The organism is Sutcliffiella halmapala, assembly GCF_002019665.1.
Classification (GTDB): Bacteria; Bacillota; Bacilli; order Bacillales; family Bacillaceae_I; genus Sutcliffiella_A; species Sutcliffiella_A halmapala.
The window spans coordinates 1,459,234-1,481,715 of sequence record NZ_KV917375.1 but is presented as its reverse complement, the minus strand read 5'-3'; the positions used below and the strand labels follow the sequence as shown (position 1 = coordinate 1,481,715).

General features: G+C 38.6%; 21 protein-coding genes. 2 read left to right on the top strand and 19 right to left on the bottom strand.

Annotated elements, in window-relative coordinates; translation table 11 throughout:
- Positions 1 to 8: 8 nt before the first annotated feature.
- The 5 genes from floA to BK580_RS07055 form a co-directional block, all read right to left on the bottom strand.
- Positions 9 to 1,004: a flotillin-like protein FloA gene (gene floA, locus BK580_RS07075; protein ID WP_078379650.1), complete on the bottom strand. Its 996-nt coding sequence runs from the start codon at positions 1,002 to 1,004 to the stop codon at positions 9 to 11.
- Positions 1,005 to 1,026: 22 nt separating this feature from the next.
- On the bottom strand, positions 1,027 to 2,361 hold the full coding sequence (locus BK580_RS07070) for an NfeD family protein (protein WP_078379649.1): 1,335 nt from the start codon (positions 2,359 to 2,361) through the stop codon (positions 1,027 to 1,029).
- A gap of 207 nt (positions 2,362 to 2,568) precedes the next feature.
- On the bottom strand, positions 2,569 to 3,012 hold the full coding sequence (locus BK580_RS07065) for a GatB/YqeY domain-containing protein (protein ID WP_078379648.1): 444 nt from the start codon (positions 3,010 to 3,012) through the stop codon (positions 2,569 to 2,571).
- Between the two features lie 15 nt (positions 3,013 to 3,027).
- Complete coding sequence (gene rpsU, locus BK580_RS07060) at positions 3,028 to 3,201, bottom strand: 30S ribosomal protein S21 (RefSeq protein ID WP_010196218.1); 174 nt, start codon at positions 3,199 to 3,201, stop codon at positions 3,028 to 3,030.
- Between the two features lie 154 nt (positions 3,202 to 3,355).
- A complete protein-coding gene (locus tag BK580_RS07055) occupies positions 3,356 to 3,919 on the bottom strand; it encodes a flavin reductase family protein (RefSeq protein WP_078379647.1) in 564 nt (187 codons plus the stop codon).
- A gap of 62 nt (positions 3,920 to 3,981) precedes the next feature.
- Here BK580_RS07055 and BK580_RS07050 point away from each other — a divergent pair, with 62 nt between their 5' ends.
- On the top strand, positions 3,982 to 4,911 hold the full coding sequence (locus BK580_RS07050; RefSeq protein WP_328589041.1) for a Na/Pi symporter: 930 nt from the start codon (positions 3,982 to 3,984) through the stop codon (positions 4,909 to 4,911).
- A gap of 106 nt (positions 4,912 to 5,017) precedes the next feature.
- Here BK580_RS07050 and deoC read toward each other — a convergent pair whose 3' ends face one another.
- The 13 genes from deoC to gpr all read right to left on the bottom strand — a co-directional run bounded on the left by deoC (position 5,018) and on the right by gpr (position 20,145).
- The gene (gene deoC, locus BK580_RS07045; RefSeq protein ID WP_078379646.1) at positions 5,018 to 5,689 is read right to left on the bottom strand and encodes a deoxyribose-phosphate aldolase; all 672 of its coding nucleotides are present in this window, start codon (positions 5,687 to 5,689) and stop codon (positions 5,018 to 5,020) included.
- A 160-nt stretch (positions 5,690 to 5,849) separates the two neighbouring features.
- Positions 5,850 to 7,214: a tRNA (N(6)-L-threonylcarbamoyladenosine(37)-C(2))-methylthiotransferase MtaB gene (mtaB, locus tag BK580_RS07040; RefSeq protein WP_078379645.1), complete on the bottom strand. Its 1,365-nt coding sequence runs from the start codon at positions 7,212 to 7,214 to the stop codon at positions 5,850 to 5,852.
- Between the two features lie 10 nt (positions 7,215 to 7,224).
- Entirely contained in the window at positions 7,225 to 7,977 is a 753-nt protein-coding gene (locus tag BK580_RS07035; protein ID WP_078382672.1) for a 16S rRNA (uracil(1498)-N(3))-methyltransferase, read from the bottom strand.
- A 15-nt stretch (positions 7,978 to 7,992) separates the two neighbouring features.
- Entirely contained in the window at positions 7,993 to 8,934 is a 942-nt protein-coding gene (prmA, locus tag BK580_RS07030; RefSeq protein WP_078379644.1) for a 50S ribosomal protein L11 methyltransferase, read from the bottom strand.
- Positions 8,935 to 8,958: 24 nt separating this feature from the next.
- The gene (dnaJ, locus tag BK580_RS07025) at positions 8,959 to 10,089 is read right to left on the bottom strand and encodes a molecular chaperone DnaJ (RefSeq protein WP_078379643.1); all 1,131 of its coding nucleotides are present in this window, start codon (positions 10,087 to 10,089) and stop codon (positions 8,959 to 8,961) included.
- Between the two features lie 173 nt (positions 10,090 to 10,262).
- Complete coding sequence (gene dnaK, locus BK580_RS07020) at positions 10,263 to 12,095, bottom strand: molecular chaperone DnaK (RefSeq protein ID WP_078379642.1); 1,833 nt, start codon at positions 12,093 to 12,095, stop codon at positions 10,263 to 10,265.
- A gap of 232 nt (positions 12,096 to 12,327) precedes the next feature.
- Entirely contained in the window at positions 12,328 to 12,891 is a 564-nt protein-coding gene (grpE, locus tag BK580_RS07015) for a nucleotide exchange factor GrpE (protein ID WP_078379641.1), read from the bottom strand.
- 128 nt (positions 12,892 to 13,019) lie between these two features.
- Positions 13,020 to 14,051, bottom strand: coding sequence for a heat-inducible transcriptional repressor HrcA (gene hrcA / locus BK580_RS07010; protein ID WP_078379640.1), 1,032 nt, complete (start codon positions 14,049 to 14,051; stop codon positions 13,020 to 13,022).
- 81 nt (positions 14,052 to 14,132) lie between these two features.
- The gene (gene hemW / locus BK580_RS07005; RefSeq protein WP_078379639.1) at positions 14,133 to 15,272 is read right to left on the bottom strand and encodes a radical SAM family heme chaperone HemW; all 1,140 of its coding nucleotides are present in this window, start codon (positions 15,270 to 15,272) and stop codon (positions 14,133 to 14,135) included.
- Between the two features lie 117 nt (positions 15,273 to 15,389).
- A complete protein-coding gene (gene lepA / locus BK580_RS07000; protein WP_078379638.1) occupies positions 15,390 to 17,225 on the bottom strand; it encodes a translation elongation factor 4 in 1,836 nt (611 codons plus the stop codon).
- Between the two features lie 147 nt (positions 17,226 to 17,372).
- Complete coding sequence (locus BK580_RS06995; protein ID WP_235864004.1) at positions 17,373 to 17,729, bottom strand: YqxA family protein; 357 nt, start codon at positions 17,727 to 17,729, stop codon at positions 17,373 to 17,375.
- Between the two features lie 18 nt (positions 17,730 to 17,747).
- A complete protein-coding gene (spoIIP, locus tag BK580_RS06990; protein ID WP_078379637.1) occupies positions 17,748 to 18,938 on the bottom strand; it encodes a stage II sporulation protein P in 1,191 nt (396 codons plus the stop codon).
- A 70-nt stretch (positions 18,939 to 19,008) separates the two neighbouring features.
- Positions 19,009 to 20,145 (bottom strand): GPR endopeptidase, encoded by a 1,137-nt coding sequence (gene gpr, locus BK580_RS06985; protein WP_078379636.1) that lies wholly within the window; start codon positions 20,143 to 20,145, stop codon positions 19,009 to 19,011.
- 306 nt (positions 20,146 to 20,451) lie between these two features.
- On the opposite strand from gpr, the gene rpsT reads away from it, so the two are divergent.
- Positions 20,452 to 20,718, top strand: coding sequence for a 30S ribosomal protein S20 (rpsT, locus tag BK580_RS06980; protein ID WP_078379635.1), 267 nt, complete (start codon positions 20,452 to 20,454; stop codon positions 20,716 to 20,718).
- A 545-nt stretch (positions 20,719 to 21,263) separates the two neighbouring features.
- Here the strand turns inward: rpsT and holA are convergent.
- On the bottom strand, positions 21,264 to 22,292 hold the full coding sequence (holA, locus tag BK580_RS06975) for a DNA polymerase III subunit delta (protein ID WP_078379634.1): 1,029 nt from the start codon (positions 22,290 to 22,292) through the stop codon (positions 21,264 to 21,266).
- Positions 22,293 to 22,482 lie beyond the last annotated feature (190 nt).

Genomic DNA, 22,482 nt, shown 5'->3' with positions numbered 1-22,482 from the left:
GGTATTTATTACTTATTTTCCCCATCTTCTGGCTGATCTGTTAATTTTCCGATAGAATCTCTCATCTCAGTATCAGCAGTGATATTCTGGATATTCATATAGTCCATTACTCCGATATTTCCAGTACGTAATGCTTCTGCCATCGCAAGTGGTACCTCTGCTTCTGCTTCCACAACCTTCGCACGCATTTCTTCTACGCGAGCGCGCATCTCTTGTTCTTGTGCAACGGCCATTGCACGACGCTCTTCCGCTTTTGCTTGAGCAATTTTCTTGTCTGCTTCTGCTTGGTCAGTTTGTAACTCTGCACCAATGTTTTTACCGATATCAATATCAGCAATATCAATGGATAAGATCTCAAAAGCTGTACCTGCATCTAGACCTTTAGATAAAACTGTTTGAGAAATCATATCTGGATTTTCTAATACTTTTTTATGATTATCAGCAGAACCGATGGTACTTACGATACCCTCACCTACACGAGCGATAACCGTTTCTTCACCGGCACCCCCTACTAGACGTTCAATGTTCGCACGAACAGTAATACGGGCTTTTGCTTTCACTTCAATACCATCCATCGCTACACCGGCGATAAATGGAGTTTCGATAACTTTTGGATTAACGGACATTTGAACTGCTTCAAGTACATCACGACCAGCTAAATCAATAGCTGCTCCGCGTTCAAATGGTAATTCAATGTTTGCGCGTTGAGCTGCGATAAGAGCATTTACAACACGGTCCACATTTCCTCCTGCTAAATAGTGACTCTCTAATTGATTTGTCGTTACATCTACGCCAGCTTTATGTGCTTTGATTAAGGGATTAATAACTCGACTCGGAATAACCCTTCTTAATCTCATTCCAATTAGGGTGAAGATACTAACACGAACCCCTGCAGCTAAAGCTGAAATCCATAGCATAACTGGGACAAAAGTCAATAATACAGATAAAAAGATAATTCCTAATACAACTGCTACTAAAATAATTAATGATGTTGGCTCTAACATACTATTATTTCCTCCTTACATTCTATTCTTCTGAATGGACCTCTCTTACGACAATACGTGATCCTTCTGCTTTTACAATTGTAACTTTTTTATTAGACTCAATAAACATACCTTCTGTTACAACATCGATTCTTTCTTCATTAATCACGGCTGTTCCTGAAGGTCTTAATGCTGTTAATGTTACCCCTACTTGACCAACTAATTCGATTCGAGACACATTGGAAACATATCCTTGTTCTGTGTTCGTAGAATCCCGCAAAATAATGCGGTCAAACATCCGGATTCGTTTTCCGAATACAGTAAACAATAATACCATAGCTACAATTGTAACTAACATAGCAATTAACAATGCGATACCCGTTTTAGCTATATCGTCTCCAGCTAAAAAGAAACTAACAATTACTGCTCCTAACCCTAACACGCCTAATATCCCCCCAGGCACAAATATCTCTAAGACAATCAGTATTACTCCTACGACAAACAGAATAATTGTTTCCATCCCAGCTAATCCAGCAACTAAATGCCCATAGAAAAACAACAATAATGCACTAATGCCCATGGCTCCCGGAATACCAAATCCAGGTGAATAAAGCTCAAGTACAAGCCCTAAAGAACCAATGGATAATAAAATTGGCACGACTACTGGGTGTGTAATAAAGCGTGCGATATTCTCAGCAAAGGAGACTTTAGCACTGACAACCTCGGCACCTTCAAAGCCCAATGTTTGTATAAGCTCATCTAAGTTTGACACGGTTCCCTCAGAATAGCCAACCTCGAGCGCATCTTTTGGACCAAGTGTAAGTAAAGTCCCCTTTGGCGCTCCTACTTTTGGAAGATCAATTTCCGTATCAGCCATCGCTAAAGCGTATTTAGGATCTCTTCCAGTTGATTCTGCGGCATTTTCCATCTCTTGCAACCAGTAAGACTGCGCTTTCTGATCTGCAGCATTACCATCTCCAGTAATAACTGCAGCAGCCCCCATAGTTGCACCAGGAGTCATATAAATTTGATCCGCGTATAATGCTAAGTAGGCTCCAGCAGATAAAGCTCTTGTGTTTACAAAAGCGACACTTGGAATCGAGGTTGCTTGAATTTTTTTCGATATTTCACTAGCTGCGTCCACTGCTCCTCCTGGAGTATGTAGCTGATAAATGATTAAGTCAGCTCCAGCAGCCTCTGCCTCATTGATCGACCTGTTAATAAAAGCAAGCAAGCCACTTTCCACTGTATTTTCTACAGGGATGACGTAAACAAGCTTATCTGCACTATCCGTTTGGGAAGGCAAAATGGGTAATACCGATAAAATTAAAGCAAGCAAAAAAGTACTAAGATAACTTATACGAAGAACTTTTTTCATATTGTCCTCCTCTCCACCTTTTCCTTCATATTTATATTTCACCGTACCTAATAAGTAATACGCACAGATAACCATTAAGTTTCAAAAATTTATGTATTTTTTTAAAAGAATAGAACAGCATGTGGCGGTGTAAGGTTGAAACGGTGAAATAGTAAGGGTAAATGTAAAAACAGCACCTTACAGAAGTAAGGTGCTATTTTACTGTTTTTATGAAAGATGTTGTTGTACAAGTTTGTTAACAAGGCTACCGTCCGCTTTGCCTTTTACTTTAGGCATTAAAGCCCCCATTACTTTACCCATATCAGCTTTTGACGTAGCATTCACATCAGCAATTGTCTGTTGGACAATTGCTGATACTTCCTCTTCGGATAACTGTTCAGGCATGTAATGTTCGACTATCGTAAGTTCACCTTGTAATTTATGAACCAAGTCTTCACGACCGGCTTTATCAAATTCATGGAGGGAGTCTTTACGTTGCTTTAATTCACGAGACAATACGGTAAGTTCTTCCTCTTCAGTTAAATCTCTACCATGCTTAATGGATTCGTTCTGAATCGCAGACTTAACCATTCTGAGTACGGAAAGCTTCTCTTTGTCCTTATCCTTCATTGCTTGCTTTATATCGGTATTTAAACGCTCGAGAAGACTCATTCTTACACCCTCTTGTTAAAATTTACGCTTTCTAGCAGCTTCAGACTTTTTCTTGCGTCTTACGCTTGGCTTTTCATAGAATTCACGCTTTCTTGCTTCTTGCAACGTACCAGTTTTTGAAACTGAACGTTTGAAACGGCGAAGAGCATCTTCAAGCGATTCGTTTTTACGAACAACTGTTTTCGACATTCTAATTCCCTCCCTCCAGAACAACCACTAACATTTTCAGAAAAATATGTTCAATACGAAAAAAAGCATGTATAGAACATGTACTTCCCAATTATAATATATTCATTTGTGATGGTCAACAATTATAAGGAATTGCTTCTAAACAATCTGACCTTTATTTATTATCTTGATATAGGTCAATTACCTTTGCCTCTTTATTCGCTATCATATACTGAGATCTCCCCAAATAAAGTGGGATAGAAAGTTTTTCCCAATTTGGTAGTCCATTATCTTGAAAAACAGCTTCGTCTTTATAGAAGCCTACAATTTCTCCCACAAACCAATCGTGATCCCCATAAGTTCGTTGATCGATTACTTTACATTCGTAAGCAATGTAAGCATTCTCTAAGATCGGTGCTCCAATTTCTTTCCCTTTTGTATAGGATGCGTTTAATTGCTCCAGTTTATCACTTTTATGACCGCTAATTGTTCCAGCATATTGAATATAATCTGCATATCCTTCTGCAACAAAATTTATTGCAAACTCACCGGATTGTTCTATCGATTGATGTGAAAACCTTTCTTTGGCGATAGCAACCCCGAAAATGGGTGGTTCATAAGATATATAACTATGCCAGCCAGCAGCCATTATATTTTGTTTACCAGCCCATTCCGTCGTAACCAATGCAACCATTCCAGGATAACTATGCATTACAGTGTTGGATACCCATGTCCTCATCCGAAATATCCCCTTTTATTTTTGTCATTCTTGTCCACTCTCCTCCATATATTTGGAGAGAGGTGATTAGCTTGTTTACCATTATAACGTTATTTTCTGTTTACTTAGCGATTTTTTTATTTGGAATGACTGTCATGAGGACAGGTCTTTTGCAACTGTCTGAAAATAGAACAAAGGATTATATACGGCATTTTACAGATCATCCAATTAAAGGGATGATCGTGGGTGCTGTAATAACAGCACTTCTTCAAAGTAGTTCAGCTGTTATGGTAATTACCGTTGGATTAGTTGCAGCAGGCTACTTAACCTTCTATCAATCCATCGGAATCATGCTCGGGAGCAATATTGGCACAACCTTAACTACTGAGTTAATTACGTTAGATATATCCAATTATGTGCTACCACTACTACTCATCGGATTCTTCTGTTTGTTTTCGAAAAGAAAATTACCGTTTAGCATCGGTTCTTCTATCTTTGGTTTAGGGTGCCTGTTTGTCGCAATGAAGGGATTTGAAGGACTAGCTCTTCCGTTATCTCTCTATTCCAATGTTCAGGATTTTTTATTATTAACAAATGAACATCATTTCATTGGGGTGATACTTGGCACTATAATAACGGCAATGATTCACTCAAGCTCTGCTACGGTCGGCATTAGTATGAGCTTTTTAAATAATGAGTTACTCTCACTTCCAGCAGGAATCGCTATTATGTTAGGTTCGAATATAGGGACTTGTGTCACCGCTTATATGGCAAGTTTTGGCGGAATCAAAGAGGCAAAACTTACTGCTTATGCCCACATTTGGCTAAATATTTTCGGAGTCTTGATTTTCTTTCCTTTAATTCCTCTGTTAAGTAATTTTGTGGAGGCCTTAGCAGCTAATGCAGATGTACAACTTGCTCATTCAAGCGTCATTTTTAATCTTGTTTGTTCGTTTATTGCCCTTCCTTTCGTAAAACCTTTTTCTCGATTTATAGAGAAGTTACATAGGTAGCGGCCTGAATGGACCCAAAATAAAAAGACTGTAGGCATCCTCGATTTTCATCGATTTCGTCTACAGTCTGAAGCACCCAATAGGCTGGGCACTATTCATCTATATCTTAATAATCGCTATCTGCTGTTAAACCATTTACAATAGCAATACCAGAGCTAGCTCCGATTCTTGTTGCTCCAGCTTCAATCATTTCTTTTGCACCTTGTGCGTCACGAACTCCGCCAGAAGCTTTTACTCCAATGTCAGGTCCTACTGTTTTTCTCATTAGGGCGATGTCAGCAACTGTTGCTCCACCTGTAGAGAATCCTGTAGAAGTTTTTACAAAGTCTGTTCCTGCTTTTACAGCTATTTCACATGCTCTTACTTTTTCTTCTTCCGTTAAAAGGCAAGTTTCGATGATAACTTTAGTTAGAGCTTTTCCTTTAGCAGCATCAACCACTGCACGAATATCTCTTTCTACAAGCTCATTGTCGCCATCTTTAAGAGCAGAAATGTTGATAACCATGTCCACTTCAGTGGCACCGTTTTCAATTGCATTAGTCGTTTCGAATGCTTTCACTTCTGGAGTGCTAGCGCCTAATGGAAAACCAATAACTGTACAAACCTTCACATTAGTACCTTCAAGTAGTTCTGCAGAAGTCTTTACCCATGTTGGATTTACACAAACAGATGCGAAATTGTATTCCTTCGCTTCTTGACAAAGTGTTACGACTGCTTCTTTAGTAGCATCCGCTTTCAATAATGTATGATCAATAAGTTCTCCAATGTTAGTATGCATGTTCATGCTCCTTTCAAATATAAGAGGTCTGACCTCTAACATCATAACATGTTTATTACTTTTTGGCGAGTACAATGATTAGTATTGCCGTATCTTTTTCAAGGCAATAAAAAAAAGTGATTCCAGCTTGTACCAGATTGGAATCACTTTTCGATAATAATTATGATGTTAATCGAACATTTTCTTCTTTCATACTAACCTCGTCTACTAAAACGCGAACAAATTGGCCTTTATTATATGGATAGCCTGCCTCGGTAATTTTAACTTTGACAAGTTTTCCAACCATTTCTTCATTTGCCGGGAAAACTACTTTTAAGTAATTGTCTGTATATCCGACATATAAACCAGAGTTTAGTTCTTCTTTATACTGTTCCTCAGGTATTACTTCTAGTACTTCGTCTTCAAATAATGAAGCATATTCTTTTGCTAATTGATTGGATAGTTCAATTAAACGATGTACTCTTTCGTTTTTTACTTCTTCGTCCACTTGATCCGTCATTCTTGCTGCAGGAGTTCCTGTGCGTTTGGAATATGGAAAGACGTGAAGCTCTGAGAATTTATGTTCTTTAATAAAATTGTAGGTCTCCATAAATTCTTCTTCTGTTTCACCTGGGAAACCTACGATAACATCTGATGTGATCGCAAGTCCAGGTAATGCCTCTTTCAGACGGTTTAAACGATCTGCAAAGAACTCCATCGTATATTTACGACGCATTCTTTTTAAGACCGTATTAGAGGCTGATTGAATCGGAATATGAAGGTGACGTACAATTTTGTCTGAATTATTTAGTACTTCAATCACTTCGTCAGTAATTTGACTCGCTTCTATAGAAGAAATACGAATTCGTTTTAACCCGACTACTTTTGCATCTAGCTCACGAAGCAACATCGCAAAATTATAATCTTTCATATCCTCACCGTAACCACCGGTATGGATTCCAGTTAAGACAATCTCTTTATATCCTGCGTCTACTAATTGCTGAGCTTGTGTGATAACTTCTTGCGGATCACGTGAACGCATTAAGCCACGTGCCCAAGGGATAATGCAGAACGTACAGAAGTTGTTACAGCCCTCTTGAATTTTCAGAGAAGCACGCGTACGATCTGTAAATGCTGGTACGTCTAGCTCTTCGTAAACGCGAGCTTTCATGATATTTCCTACAGCATTGATAGGCTGACGTTCTTTTTTGAACTGCTCAATATATTCGAGCATTTTCACACGATCTTGTGTTCCTACAACGATATCCACGCCAGGAATGGCCATGATTTCTGCTGGAGACGTTTGTGCATAGCAGCCTGTTACACAGATTACTGCATCAGGATTCTTTCTTATTGCACGGCGAATAACTTGGCGACTTTTTTTATCCCCTGTATTCGTAACCGTACAGGTATTAATGACATACACATCTGAAGTTCCTTCAAATTCCGTTCTTTCGTAATCACTTTCTTTGAACAGTTGCCAGATTGCTTCTGTTTCATAATGATTTACTTTACATCCAAGTGTGTGAAAGGCAACAGTTGGCATGGTTTTCACCTCACATTAATTCAAAATGATAAGAAATAGCGCTTAGTGCATATAACGGCGCTGTTTCCGTTCTTAAAATTCTTGGGCCTAAAGCACAACATACAAATCCATGTTGAGTAAGCTTTTCTATTTCTTTATCTGTTAATCCACCTTCAGGTCCAAAGATCACAAAAATAGAGTCATTTGCTTTCATATTTTGAAGGGTAGATGCAAAAGCAGAACGCTCTCCATCTCTTGCACTTTCTTCATATGCAACAAGTTTATATTCATACTTCTCACTAGCTTTTATAAGCTCCGTGAAAGACATTGGTGCTAAGACTTCTGGAATGAAAGACCGATGGGATTGCTCTGCCGCTTCTTTGGCAATCTTGTTCCATCTTTCCACTTTCTTCTTGCCCTTTTTTTCATCCCATTTCACTATAGAACGGCCAGCATTAAAAGGGATAAACATTTCAGCTCCAAGTTCCGTTCCCTTTTGAATCACTAGCTCCAATTTATCCCCTTTAGGCAGCCCGTTCGCAATCGTAACACGGACTGGCATTTCAGTCTCAGCCTTTATCCATTCTACAATATGTGTTACTACCATATCATTGGTAATTTCAGCAATTTGACATCGCGCTGTTTGTCTAGTTTCAGAACAGCTACATAATAGTTGATCATCGACGCTCATACGCATAACTCTTACAATATGATGAACATCTTCACCGGTAATTGTTATTGTAGAATCGTTTATTTGATTGGAATGGATAAAATAACGCTGCACGACCATCACGCTCTCTTATAGTTCTTTTTTAGCAATAAACGCAACCCAATCTTCCATCATCATCGTTTCTTCAATTTTGAAACCCGATTTAATAAGGGCATCTTTTACTTCTTGCTTTTTCATACTGATGATCCCAGAAGAGATAAACGTCCCGCCGTTTTCTAAAACACGATATACATCATCTGTGAAGCGTACAATAACCTCTGCTAAAATATTGGCGACCACAACATTGACAGGTCCATCCACATTATTTAATAGATTGTTTTGTTTTACTGTTACAGAAGGATGTACTTTATTTAGCTTAATATTCAACTTAGCAGATTCTACTGCCACTTCATCTAAATCTAACGCTAAAACTTCCTTTGCATCGAGCATTGCTGCCGCGATACTCAATACGCCTGATCCAGTTCCAACGTCTATTACCTTGTCAGCTGGCTTGACAGTTCTTTCAATGGCCTGAATACAAAGTACTGTAGTTGGATGCGTTCCTGTTCCAAACGCCATTCCAGGGTCAAGCTCGATAATTTTTTCATCTGAACTAACTGGTTCATATGTTTCCCATGTTGGAACAATTGTAAATCTCTCAGAAATTTTCACTGGGTTATAATACTTTTTCCAAGCAGTCGCCCATTCTTCCTCATTTACTTCGCTGATAGAAATATTGTTTAACCCTAAGTCAATATCAAATAGTAAAAGATTATTAATCGCTTCTTTAATACCCTCGACCGTTTCACCTAAGAAGCTATTTACTGGCAGATAGGCTTTCATAATAACGCCTTCTTCTGGATAATCGTCAGGATTGAGTTGGTATATTTCCCCGAATCTATCTTCTCTTTCCTTCGTGAGATCAAATGGATCCTCAATCACGACTCCACTAGCACCTGCCTCGTGAAGAATATGTGAAATAGGTTCAACCGCTTCATTTGTCGTATGAATACTAATTTCTGACCATTTCATAATACCAACTCCAATCCGACTTCTTTAATTTTCTCCCTTAAGCACGCGTTTTACTTTCGCAAAAAAACCATCTTCGTTTTCATCTGGTGTTTGACCACTAATTTCAGCAAACTCACGCATTAATTGCTTTTGCTTCTCTGTAAGCTTCGTAGGAGTGACTACTTGAATTTTTATATGTTGATCCCCTTGACCGTACCCACGAACATTAGCAATCCCTTTCCCTTTTAAACGGAAATTGGTGCCTGTTTGTGTACCAGCTGGAACTTTTAGTTTAACTTTTCCTTGAAGGGTCGGTACTTCCACTTCATCCCCAAGAGCTGCTTGTGCAAAGGTAATTGGCATTTCACAATAAACATCATCGCCATCACGCTCAAAAAATTCATGTCTACGCACATGGAAAACAATGTATAAATCACCCGCAGGTCCACCGTTTACTCCAGCTTCTCCTTTTCCAGCCACACGTAATTGTTGACCATCATCAATACCTGCTGGAATTTTCACATGAATGGAGTTACGCTTCTTCACGCGACCTTCCCCATGACAAGTAGAACATTTGTGTGGAATCGATTTCCCTGTTCCTTTACATACTGTACATGTTCTACGGTTTACAATGCGCCCGAAAGGAGTATTTTGTTCCACACTTTCTTGGCCTGAGCCACGACAGTTTGAACAAGTTTCTACCTTCGTTCCTGGCTTAGCTCCCGTACCCGAACATGAATCACATGTCTCTTCCACGGGAATTTCAATATTCGTTTCTTTTCCAAAAGCAGCCTCTTCAAAAGAAAGAGTCATCGTATATTGTAGGTCTGCTCCTTGTCTAGGTGCATTCGGATCACGACGTCTTCTTCCGCCGCCTTGACCACCAAAGAATGTTTCAAAAATGTCTTCAAAGCCAAAGCCACCACCGAAGTCAGAGCCGCCACCAAATCCTTGATTAGGGTCCGTATGACCGAATTGGTCATAGTGTGCTCTTTTTTGATCGTCACTCAATACTTCATAAGCTTCTTTAATTTCTTTAAATTTATCGGCTGCATCCGCAGCTTTATTGATGTCTGGATGGTATTGTTTAGATAGCTTTCGATATGCTTTTTTAAATTCATCTTTCGACGCGCTTTTACTGACGCCAAGTACTTCATAGTAATCGCGTTTACTCATTAATACCCACTCCCGATTCATTCACATAAAGGTTATTGTATCATTTTGATTGCTAAAAAAGCAATAAAAGGATCCCCGATTAACCTATTATGCTTTTTTTTTACATGAAAAAGAAAGTCAAAGCCATCGCTCCGACTTTCTTTTATCATGAATGCAAAAGTCCGAAGACTCTATTACTTTTTATCGTCGTTTACTTCTTCGTACTCTGCGTCAACAACATTATCATCTTGCTTAGCGGAATCACCTTCTGCTCCTTGTTCACCTTGAGCTTGTTGTGCCGCTTGCTCATAAAGCTTCATAGAAAGCTGTTGAACGATTTCTTGAAGTGCATCTTTCTTCGTACGAATTTCAGCTAAATCATTTTTCTCGATTGCAGCTTTTAATTCTTCTTTTGCATCTTCTGCTTTTTTCACTTCTGCTTCTTCCACTTTACCTTCTAGCTCTTTAAGTGTTTTTTCAGTAGTAAATACTAGCTGATCCGCTTCATTACGAAGTTCTACTTCTTCTTTACGTTGCTTATCTGCATCTGCATTTTCTTCCGCTTCTTTAACCATGCGTTGGATTTCATCATCAGATAAACCAGAAGAAGATTTGATTGTGATATTTTGTTCTTTGTTTGTGCCAAGGTCTTTCGCACGAACATTTACGATACCATTCTTATCGATGTCAAATGACACTTCGATTTGTGGTACGCCACGTGGTGCTGGTGGAATGTCTGATAATTGGAAACGACCTAATGTTTTGTTGTCGTTTGCCATTGGACGCTCCCCTTGAAGCACATGGATATCTACTGCCGTTTGGCTATCAGCAGCTGTTGAGAATACTTGAGACTTACTTGTTGGAATTGTCGTATTTCGATCAATTAGCTTCGTAAACACTCCACCCATTGTTTCAATTCCTAGAGAAAGTGGTGTTACGTCTAAAAGTACAACGTCTTTTACATCACCAGTTAATACTCCACCTTGGATAGCTGCTCCTAGTGCAACTACTTCATCAGGGTTTACCCCTTTATGAGGCTCTTTTCCAGTTTCTTTCTTAATAGCATCTTGTACCGCAGGGATACGAGTAGATCCACCTACAAGAATTACTTTATCAAGCTCAGAAGCCGAAATACCTGCATCTTGTAACGCTTGACGAACAGGTCCCATTGTACGTTCAACTAGTGAAGAAGATAGCTCGTCAAATTTAGCACGAGTAAGGTTTACTTCTAAGTGAAGTGGTCCCGCTTCTCCAGCAGTGATAAATGGTAAAGAAATTTGCGTGCTTGTTACACCTGAAAGATCCTTTTTCGCTTTTTCAGCTGCATCTTTCAAACGTTGTAATGCCATTTTATCTTTAGACAAGTCAATTCCATTGTCTTTCCTGAATTCAGCAACTAAATAATCGATTACTACTTGGTCAAAGTCATCCCCACCTAAGCGGTTGTCACCAGCTGTAGAGCGAACTTCGAATACGCCATCTCCTAGTTCTAATACAGAAACGTCAAACGTTCCACCACCAAGGTCATAAACAAGGATTGTTTGATCTTCGTCCATTTTATCTAAACCATAAGCAAGTGCAGCTGCTGTTGGTTCGTTGATGATACGCTCTACTTCAAGTCCAGCAATTCTACCAGCATCTTTAGTAGCTTGACGCTCTGCATCGTTGAAGTAAGCAGGAACAGTGATAACTGCTTTTGTAACTGTTTCTCCTAAGTATTCTTCTGCATATCCTTTTAAGTGTTGTAAAATAATTGCTGAAACCTCTTGAGGAGAATACTCTTTGCCTTCTACATCTACTTTATAGTCCGTACCAATATGACGCTTGATGGACATGATTGTATTTGGGTTTGTAATAGATTGACGTTTTGCAACTTCCCCAACTTGACGCTCTCCATTTTTAAATGCAACCACAGATGGAGTTGTTCTGTTACCTTCTGGATTTGGAATTACTTTTGGCTCGCCGCCTTCTAGGACAGCAACGCATGAGTTAGTTGTACCTAAGTCAATACCGATAATTTTACTCATCTTGTTTTCCTCCTAATGCTACTTTTATATGTAGTGTCTATTTATTGTTGGCTGTTTTCGCATACTTTGTTGCTTTTCGTAAATAGAATCAACCCGTCATTATCGTTGCAATCGTGCTCTTTTCCATCATGTAATCGAGGGCCTTCCTTCTATTTTCTAAGTAAAATGACGGTAAAAAGTCCAAATGCCGACTTTTCACCAGCTTAAAACAACAATCTTTACGAAAAGAGCCTTATTGTTTTACCTTTACCATGGCTGGACGAATAATACGGTCTTTAAGTTTGTATCCTTTTTGGAATTCTTCTAAGACAGTATTGGATTCCCCTTCGCCTTCTTCTACTTGCATTACTGCTTGGTGTTGGTGTGGATCAAATGCTTGACCAACTGCACTAATAGCTTCTAATCCTTCAGTTTGCAGTGCTTCCACTAACTGACGGTGCACCATTTCCATGCCTTGTAAAAATGTTTTAATCTGTTCGTCCTCTGCTTCCACTTTAAGCGCACGCTCAAAGTTATCTAGAGCAGGAAGTATATCTGTAACAAGATTTTGTGCACGATATTTTTGTGCAGCCTCTTGATCAAGTCTTGTACGGCGACGGAAGTTATCAAAGTCAGCCTGTAAGCGAAGCAAACGGTTTTCGGATTCTTCCAGTTTCGCTTCTAATTCTGAGATTTTTTGTTGTTCAGCTGATACTTCTTCTACTACCTCTTCTACCACAGTCTCAGTCGCCTCTTCAGTACCTTCTACTGTAACCTCTTCATTCTCAACAGTTGCTTGTTCATTTTTTTCTACCAATGGTTTCACCTCCCTTAAAGAAATGCGGAGCCGGCTCGTTCAGCTCCGACAAGACACACAAAACTAAAAAACTATCGTTCCTCATGTATCCATACTAGCCAGAGACCTATCTAACAATATTTCCATGGTCAGTCTTTTTGATACAGCTTGTTAACCACTTGTGTAAGATCCGTGCTGACGAGTTGAAGGAGACTAATTACACGAGAATATTCCATACGAGTTGGACCTAGTAAAGCAATCGTACCTAACTGTTCAGGTCCGAGAGAATAGGTAGCAGATATAATACTACAACCTTCCATCCCAGGAATATTATTTTCGCTTCCAATCTTAATATGAATACCCGCTTCTTTTGCACGAATATGTTGAGACAGGTCTTTTCCTTGATCAATCAAGAGCATAAGCGAACGAATTTTATTAATATCATTAAATTCAGGCTGCGTTAGCATATTAGTCTTTCCACCGAAAAACACTTTATCTTTTTCTTCCATATAAAGCGATGTGCTCAACGATTTTAAGATGTTTTCATAGTTCCCTATATGAGAGCGTAGCAATGTTGCTACTTCCTTATATAATTTGTTTATAAGATCAGAAAGCGGAACACCTACTAAACGTTCATTTAGAATATTGACCATCTTTTGAATATCAGAAGCATCCATATTGGTTGGAAATGTAATCATGCGATTTTCCACATGACCTGTATCCGTTACAATAATCGCAACTGCCTGCTCAGGGTTAATAGGAATAATTTGCAAATTCTTAAGCTTATGATCCCTAAATCCTGGTCCGAGGACAATCGACGTATACTTTGTTAAATCGGAAAGTATCTGAGCTGATTTTTGAACAATTTTTTCTAGTTCATAAATCTGCTCCCTAAAGATTGATTTTATTTCAAACACATCTTGATTCGTTAATCTCTCAGGCGAAAGCAGGTGATCCACATAATAGCGATACCCTTTTTCGGAAGGAACTCTTCCTGAGGACGTATGTGTTTTTTCAATAAAACCCAATTCCTCCAAATCCGCCATTTCATTCCTAATTGTTGCAGAGCTAAAGGAAATTTCATCTTTCTTTGAGAGCGTCCTCGAGCCAACAGGTTGTGCAGAACGGATGAAGTCGTCAATAATTACTTGTAAAACTAACAACTGTCGTTCAGTAAGCACTCAGCATCACCTCTGTTAGCACTCCTTAACTCCGAGTGCTAATTCTATAAATAAATTACCAAATACCCATTCACATGTCAATCAGATCGCACCAATAAAAGCTTGAAAAACTTCATTTCCAAGAAATTTTCCTTTTTTAGTTAGGCGAATATAATCACCTTGCCGCTCTAATAATCCTTTTTTAATATTTTCTTCAATAGGATTCTTAAAAATAGACAAAAGAGCATCCCCGAACTTTTCTTCAAAAGAGGAGAGAGAGACACCAGCTGTTTTACGGAGTCCTAAAAACATTTCTTCTTCCATTTTCTCTTCTCTTGTTACAGAATGTTCCTCTTTATACGGGAACTTAGTCTCCTCAATGGCGTCCATATATTTTTTTAACGGACCATGATTAGCACGACGCACTCCATCTAAATATCCATGAGCCCCCGCGCCAATACCATAGTAGTACGCATTATCCCAATACGTAATATTATGTTTACTCTCAAAGCCTTTTCTTGCAAAATTAGAGATTTCATATTGAGGGTAACCATGCTTTTCCATTTCATTTAAAAGCATGTCATACATTTTCACTTCTTCCTCTTGTGTTGGAAGTGGAAGTTTTCCTTTATTCATCAAGTTATAAAAAACCGTTTTCGGTTCGATGATTAAAGAATATGCGGAATAATGCTCCATTCCAAGAGAAAAAGCCGTGTGTAATGTATCCTGAAAATCTTGGACGGTTTGGTCAGGCAAGCTGTAGATTAAATCTACACTAATATTTTCAAAACCAGCCTTCCGCGCATATTCAATCGATTGAAATACATCCTCCTTACAATGAGACCTTCCAATTCTTTTTAAAAGCTCATCATTAAAGCTCTGCACACCAAAACTCAGACGGTTCACTCCACCCTCTTTTAACAACCGTAGCTTTTCAAGTGATAAATCTCCGGGATTTGCTTCAAAGGTATATTCTAAATTTGAGGTTACATCAAAATTTTGTTGAATAGAGTGAAGAAGGTATTCGAGTTGTTTTTCATTTAAAGCTGTTGGAGTCCCACCACCAACAAAGATTGTTTCTAAATGATTGGTAGGAAAACGTTCAACTGTATTTTTCATTTCTACATCCATACACGCTAAATATTCATCCACTGGCTGATTTTTTAAAAACACTTTATTAAAATCACAGTAATGACAAATATGCTCACAAAAAGGAATATGAATATAAGCTGATTTAATCATAAAGAATCACACTTTCAATAGTTTGTTAACTTATAGCTTAGCACAAGGTTATTAATAAAACCTCTCACTTGAAAAAATACCGCAGTTAGTCTGCGGTATCCTTGTTCATGCATATAGTTATTTTTTGTTTGGCGGATCATCCATTTTCAGGACGGCCATGAAGGCTTCTTGTGGTACTTCAACAGAACCAACCTGCTTCATACGTTTTTTACCTTCTTTTTGTTTCTCTAACAATTTACGCTTACGAGAGATATCTCCACCGTAACATTTAGCAAGAACGTTTTTACCCATCGATTTAATAGTTGACCTAGCTATAATCTTTTGACCAACAGCTGCTTGGATCGGAACCTCGAACTGTTGTCTTGGGATTAGCTCTTTTAATTTCTCTACGATGATTTTTCCACGTTCATAGGCAGAATCTCTGTGAACGATAAAGGATAGCGCATCTACTTTTTCTGCATTTAGAAGAATATCCATTTTCACAAGAGTAGAAGGCTTGTACCCAATTAATTCATAATCAAAAGAAGCATAACCTTTTGTATTAGATTTTAATTGATCAAAGAAATCGTACACGATCTCCGCTAATGGAATATCATAAATAATACTTACACGAATGTCATCTAAATACTCCATATTAATAAAGTTTCCACGTTTTTGTTGGCAAAGCTCCATTACCGCTCCAACATAATCGTTTGGAACCATTACTGTTGCTTTTACATACGGCTCTTCCACATGATCAATCACTTGTGGATCAGGCATATTAGATGGGTTATCTACACTCAGTTCTTCTCCATTTGTTAAATGTACTTGATAGATAACGGATGGAGCTGTTGTGATTAAATCAATATTAAACTCACGCTCAATACGCTCCTGAATAATTTCCATGTGCAGTAATCCTAAGAAACCACAACGGAAACCGAAGCCCAACGCTTGAGATGTTTCTGGTTCATACTGCAGGGCAGAATCATTAAGCTCTAGTTTTTCTAATGCATCACGAAGATCGTTAAACTTGGCAGAATCAATTGGATAAAGTCCACAGTACACCATTGGATTTAATTTTCGGTAACCTGGAAGTGGCTCTATAGCACCATTTTTGGCACTCGTTATCGTGTCACCAACTCGAGTATCCCCAACGTTTTTGATAGCTGCTGTTAAAAATCCAACATCACCAACCGTTAGTTCATCAAGCATCAAGGCTTTAGGTGTAAATACGCCCACCTCATTAACCTCGAATTCTTTTCCAGTGGCCATCATCTTAATTTTATCCCCAACCTTAACGGTACCTTGCACCACACGAATGTAAGCTACAACTCCGCGGTATGGATCAAATAAACTATCAAAGATTAGCGCTTGTAATGGAGCATCTGGATCTCCAACTGGCGCTGGAATTCTTTCTACTACCTGTTCTAATATATCTTCTATACCAATTCCTGCTTTAGCACTAGCTAAAACAGCATCCGAAGCGTCTAAGCCAATTACGTCCTCTATTTCTTGACGTACGCGCTCAGGCTCAGCACTTGGTAAGTCAATTTTATTGATTACCGGCATGATTTCTAGATTATTATCTAACGCTAAATAAACGTTCGCAAGCGTTTGGGCTTCAATCCCTTGCGCGGCATCTACAACTAAAATTGCCCCTTCACAGGCAGCTAAGCTTCGAGAAACTTCATATGTAAAATCCACATGTCCCGGAGTATCAATAAGATGGAAGATGTACACTTCTCCATCTTTCGCTTTATATTTTAACTGTACCGCATTTAATTTAATTGTAATTCCACGTTCACGCTCTAAATCCATAGAATCTAAAAGCTGATTCTTCATTTCTCTTTGCGCTAGTGCGGATGTCTTTTCTAAAATTCGATCGGCTAACGTCGATTTCCCATGGTCAATATGGGCGATTATAGAAAAATTTCTAATTTTCGATTGTCGTGTTAATCTTTCTTCTCTGTTCATTGCTTTCACTCCTACAATATCGGCAAACTACACTATTTCTGATTATATCAATACAAGGTTTAAGATTCAATGTTAATTCGAAAAAGGGGATAACCAACTATTATTAGTACAAAAAAAGCAGTCCTCCATTTAAGAGAACCGCCACCCTTAATCCTTCACATGCTCTTCCACTTTATCAGCTGCTTCATTTAACAGCCCTGCCATTAAATCCGACACACCATTTGCAAGTTTTTTTCCTAATGAAGAAAAAAAGTTAAATGCTTTTATTCCTTCTAATTTTTCCTGCTTCTCTTTAATATCTTGCGATGTAATTTCACGTCCTAAAAACGTACCGTTAAGTCCTTCTGATGTTTCCACTACATGAAAGGCTTGTCCTTTAAAAGAAGGATCGTCATAGCCCTTCATTTTCCGCATGCCTTCATTCGCCTGCTGCATTCCTAAAAGTACTCCAAGAAATAGTACCGTGGTAATAAGGCAGCACATGAACATAAACCTCTTCATCATACTTTCAGCTCCTTCTGTTTATTGACGTTCTCCCTCTGTTGCACCGTCCACTTTTTCTGCATCCCAATAAATTTCACTAAAAACGTCTGCAAAAATTTCTAGAGTTCGATTCATCTCTTCAAAAGTATTGTCAACTCCGCCTACTTCTATAAGCATCGAGTTTGGAGAAAGATCTTGGTTATATAAACCATTTCTCGTTGGAACAGCAGGAGGATCAAAAATACCTTTACTTAATTTAGGGTATTTTTTCTGCAGTTGCTCATGTATCTTCTCCGCTAAATATTGATTTTTTTCATAGTTTTGATTTTTCTTTCCGATAACAAAATAAAGGCGAGCATATGATTTCCCATCGATCTCAATGGTCGTGCTTTCTCTACGTCCAGCATCTCGATGAATATCGATAAAGTAATTGAGGTCTTGATTAGTAGCAATCGCCTCTTTTACAATCGGTCTTGTTACATCATAGGATTGCCCATACTGCCAACCCCGGTTTTTAAGTTCCAACGCTGTATCGGTCGCATCCATATCGGTACCAATCCCTCTTTGTGATAGCTCTTCTTGAAGTTTTTTCCCTAAACGAGTAACGTTCACTTCTGGATGGCTCGCCGCATCTGGATTAGTTACTCCTTCTAAATAAGGTAGGAAGGATTCACGAGAATGAGAATGATAAATAAATACCGTCCGTTTGTCTCCAGTAGTTTGTGCCGGAGGAGGATTTTCACTTTCCTCCTCTTCTTCTATTTCAACTATAGAAGCTTGTCGTTCTTCTAAAAGAACTTCCATTGGCGGTGAAGACTCTACTGGCATATCGGTATAATTAATCCCTTCCCCTGCAACAAGAATCTCCCCATCATAAAGATAAAATCCCGGTATCTCGTTTCGAATTAAACTTCTAGGATCATCTAAATTAATATTTGTTGTAATTTCAAATACAACAGAGGCATAATTTGGTTTCTTCGCCTCTTCTGAAAGTCCTTGTGTAAAGTAAGCATTGGTATATCCTAAAATATATAATAGTGATTCTCCAGTCAGCCTTTTGGAAAATTCATTGATGGAGCTCGAGGTAACTCGATACTCCGGTTTCAATGCTGTCATTACACCGGATACCGCAAATACGAGAAAGAATCCTAAGATCACTGCTACGATTGCTTTTTTTAAGCTTGTCCCATTTACTGTTACGATGACGTTTGACGAGCGGTAGCCCTTCATGCTTTCACCCTTTCTACGCTAATTGCTACTATGTGTATGCATTAACAAGAAAGAGTAGAACAATTGTCGATTAATGGGTATAAGAACCTACATTGTCTTGATTGACATGAGCGTGCAATGCTGAGTTAAGCCCTTGAGCAATTACATTTGCCATATCTCCAATAAAGTCGTCCACTTCTTTTGGCGTAACCATTAAGTTATGCCCAAGCGGTGATAACACCTCGTGAATCAAGCGTCTCTTTTCGTCATCTGGTAGTGTGCCAACCAGACCAAGGAAATTTTGACGTTGCTCTTCTCCCGGAAGGTCTTCGTCGGTTAGTTTTCTTTTTTCACCAAAGGTCATTCCAGCGGGAACTAAAGACCTAGATGGATTATCACCTTCGCGCATTTCTCTTCCGAAATGTTTTAAAATAAAATCTATTGTATCGCTCGCCATCGACACCGCGTCAACAACTGTTGGAATTCCAATTGCGATGACGGGAATTCCTAAGGTTTCGATACTAAGCTCTTTTCGCTTATTCCCAACTCCAGAACCAGGGTGAATACCTGTATCGGAAATTTGGATAGTTGCATTTACTCGTTCAATCGACCGAGCTGCTAGAGCATCAATTGCTATGACGAAGTCCGGCTTTGTTTTTTCAACTACCCCAATAATAATGTCGCTTGTTTCAATTCCGGTTAAACCCATGACACCAGGAGTGAGGGCACTAACTGGCCGAAACCCATCCTGCACTGCTTCTGGTTGTAAAGAGAATAAATGTCGAGTAATTAGTAAATTTTCGCAAGCTAAAGGCCCAAGTGCATCAGGTGTGACGTTTTTATTTCCAAGCCCCACCACTAAGCAACTGGCATCTTTTGAAATATTTAATCCATCCATAAAAGCGCTAAATTCCTTCGCAAAGACTTTCTCTACTTTTTGTTGAAGATCTGTATCTTGTTGCCTAATTGCAGTAGTTTCTAGCGTTAAATAATTCCCTGGTTTTTTTCCTGTCATTTCAGCCCCTTGATCAGAAATTGTCACAGTAGTGATCGTTATCCCCTCAGCTTCACGTTCTTTCACTACGACACCTTCAATGGCAGATGATGGCTGGGTCGCCGGTTGCGTAGTGGCTTCCTTTTGTTGTTTTTCTAAAGCTATCTGATTGGCTTCCACAGCTAAATCGGTTCTTACACTATATTGACTTAAATCTAATGATTGATTATTCATAATGAACCTCCTACATTACCAAATTTTAGTTTTATCTTTACCTTCAAAAAAATTTTCATGCATGGAACAATAGTAAGAAGATCTCATGAAATCAAAAGCATCCTCTAGTCTCCCGTAGCTTAACAGCTACAAAGCTAGGTTCGTTTTTTTCATTTCTAAACCGGGCCATTGCTACTTTCAAGAAAATCACCTTGACTTCCTATTGCATAATCATCTTAGATTTGATAGAATATCACTTGTTCTTATAAGTATAGAAATGTCGAGTTTATATATTCTCGATCGTCGAATTGTATGGAGGTGAAAGATATGCCAAACATTAAATCTGCTATTAAACGTGTGAAAACTAACGACAAACGTCGTGCTCATAACGCTACTATCAAATCTTCTATGCGTACTGCTGTGAAGAAAGTAGAAGCTTTTGTTGCTAACAACGATGTTGAAGGTGCAAAAACTGCTTACTTAGAAGCTGCTAAGCGTTTAGACAAAGCTGCTCAAAACGGTATCATCCACAAAAACGCAGCAAACCGTCAAAAATCTCGCCTAGCGAAAAAAGTAAACGGCGCTACTGCCTAACAAAAGACGATCCACTAGGGTCGTTTTTTATTTTGCCTTTTTTAGAAGTTCTCTAATAATAAACTCTTTTGATAAGGCTCTGTTAAAAGTGAATGTTGATTTTACTTTGTTTGAAAAATAAACGGTAAAATTCCGCTTAAATTTGGAAATACCCATATTTCCTTAAAAATAAAGGAAGTTTTTCCGTTTATATTATCCAAATCCTTGGATTTTATCTTATTTAGAGCAGTTAATCGGAATATCTCCGCTTATATCTGCTTCTTAAGCTTCTCGATATACATTAGTCGGAAATTCTCCGCCTATGAATTCCCATACCTACACGAAATCAACAATGAACCATAACAGAGCCTAAAAAGGTGTTTGAGTTTGATTATTCAAGATCAATTTATCTCTTACGAGGGATAAGGGGACGATTTCATGTTAATCGTTCCCTTTTTTATTTTTGAGGACCGAATTACGCTACATCTTCTTAAACAACAAAAAAGCACCTGACCATATATATTGGCCAAGCACTTTTTCTCAAATCATATATGTCTTACATCTGTCTAAGCCTTCTCAGGGGCTAATCTAAGCAACAACATCTCAATCGCTAGCTGTTTGTCCACTTTCCCACTCTTCATCTCGTAGTCCGCCTCTGCAAGGTCCTTCATCAACCTCATGAGTTCTTCCCTAGAAAAGTATCTGCTTTGTTGCGCAGCAAGCTTTACGCGATATGGATGGACACGCAGGATACCAGCCATTTTTTGTTGACTGTATCCCTGTTCACTTAAATCTTTTACTTGATACAATAATCTAAATTGGTTCGCAATAAGCGCGTGCAGCTTAATTGGCTCTTCATTATTTTGAATCAATTCGTAAAAAATTCTCAGTGCTTCATCAATTTTGCGATGCACCATCTTTTCTATTAATTCGAAAATAGTATGCTCAATTGACTTTGCAGCCAAAAGCTTTACTGTTTCCACGGTAATCGCTTGTTCTTTTGCACCTATATACATCGCCATTTTATTGATTTCTTGTGCCAAAACAGATAAATTCACACCTGCTATTTTTAATAATTCTTCCGCTGCATCGTCTTTCAAATTAGCTCCACTTTGTTCTGCCCTATCCTTCATCCACAACTTAAGGTCTCGTTCTCCCAGCGGCTGAGCTTCTATCACTTCCGCTATGCTCTTTAGCTGTTTTACAAGCTTTTTACGTTCATCGAGCTTTTCATAAGGTGCCTGAACCACCAATACCGTATAAGGGGCAGCCTGCTGTATGTAAGAAAGAAAACGTTCTGTATTATGCTCTATTTTACTTTTATTTTTTTCTCCAGTTAAAAAGAATGGGTTCGTAATAACGACGACTCGACGATCCCCCATAAATGGCAGGGTTTCTGCATCCTCTATTGCAATATCGACAGATTGCTCTTCCATATCGTAAAATGACAAATTAAAATCATGCTCCTCCACCTCAAGAGCATGTTCGATAATACTATCTCTTACTTCTTTTAATAAAAATCCTTCTGTTCCTAATAATAAGTAGATAGGCGCAAAATGTTTTGCCTTAATTTTTTTCAATGCTTCAAATCCCATGCTATTGCTCCCGTCTGTTTTCATTCACGTTACTACTATCGTACATGAGAAAGAGAGGTGTTGACAAGCCTAGAAAAGGACTATAAAGCTTCAATAAAAGTCAAAGGAGATTAGTTTTAGGTACAAAAAACTAATCCCCATTTTATATGAACGTTAACTTTGTAAGCCCCAGGTAACTTACTTGTTAACG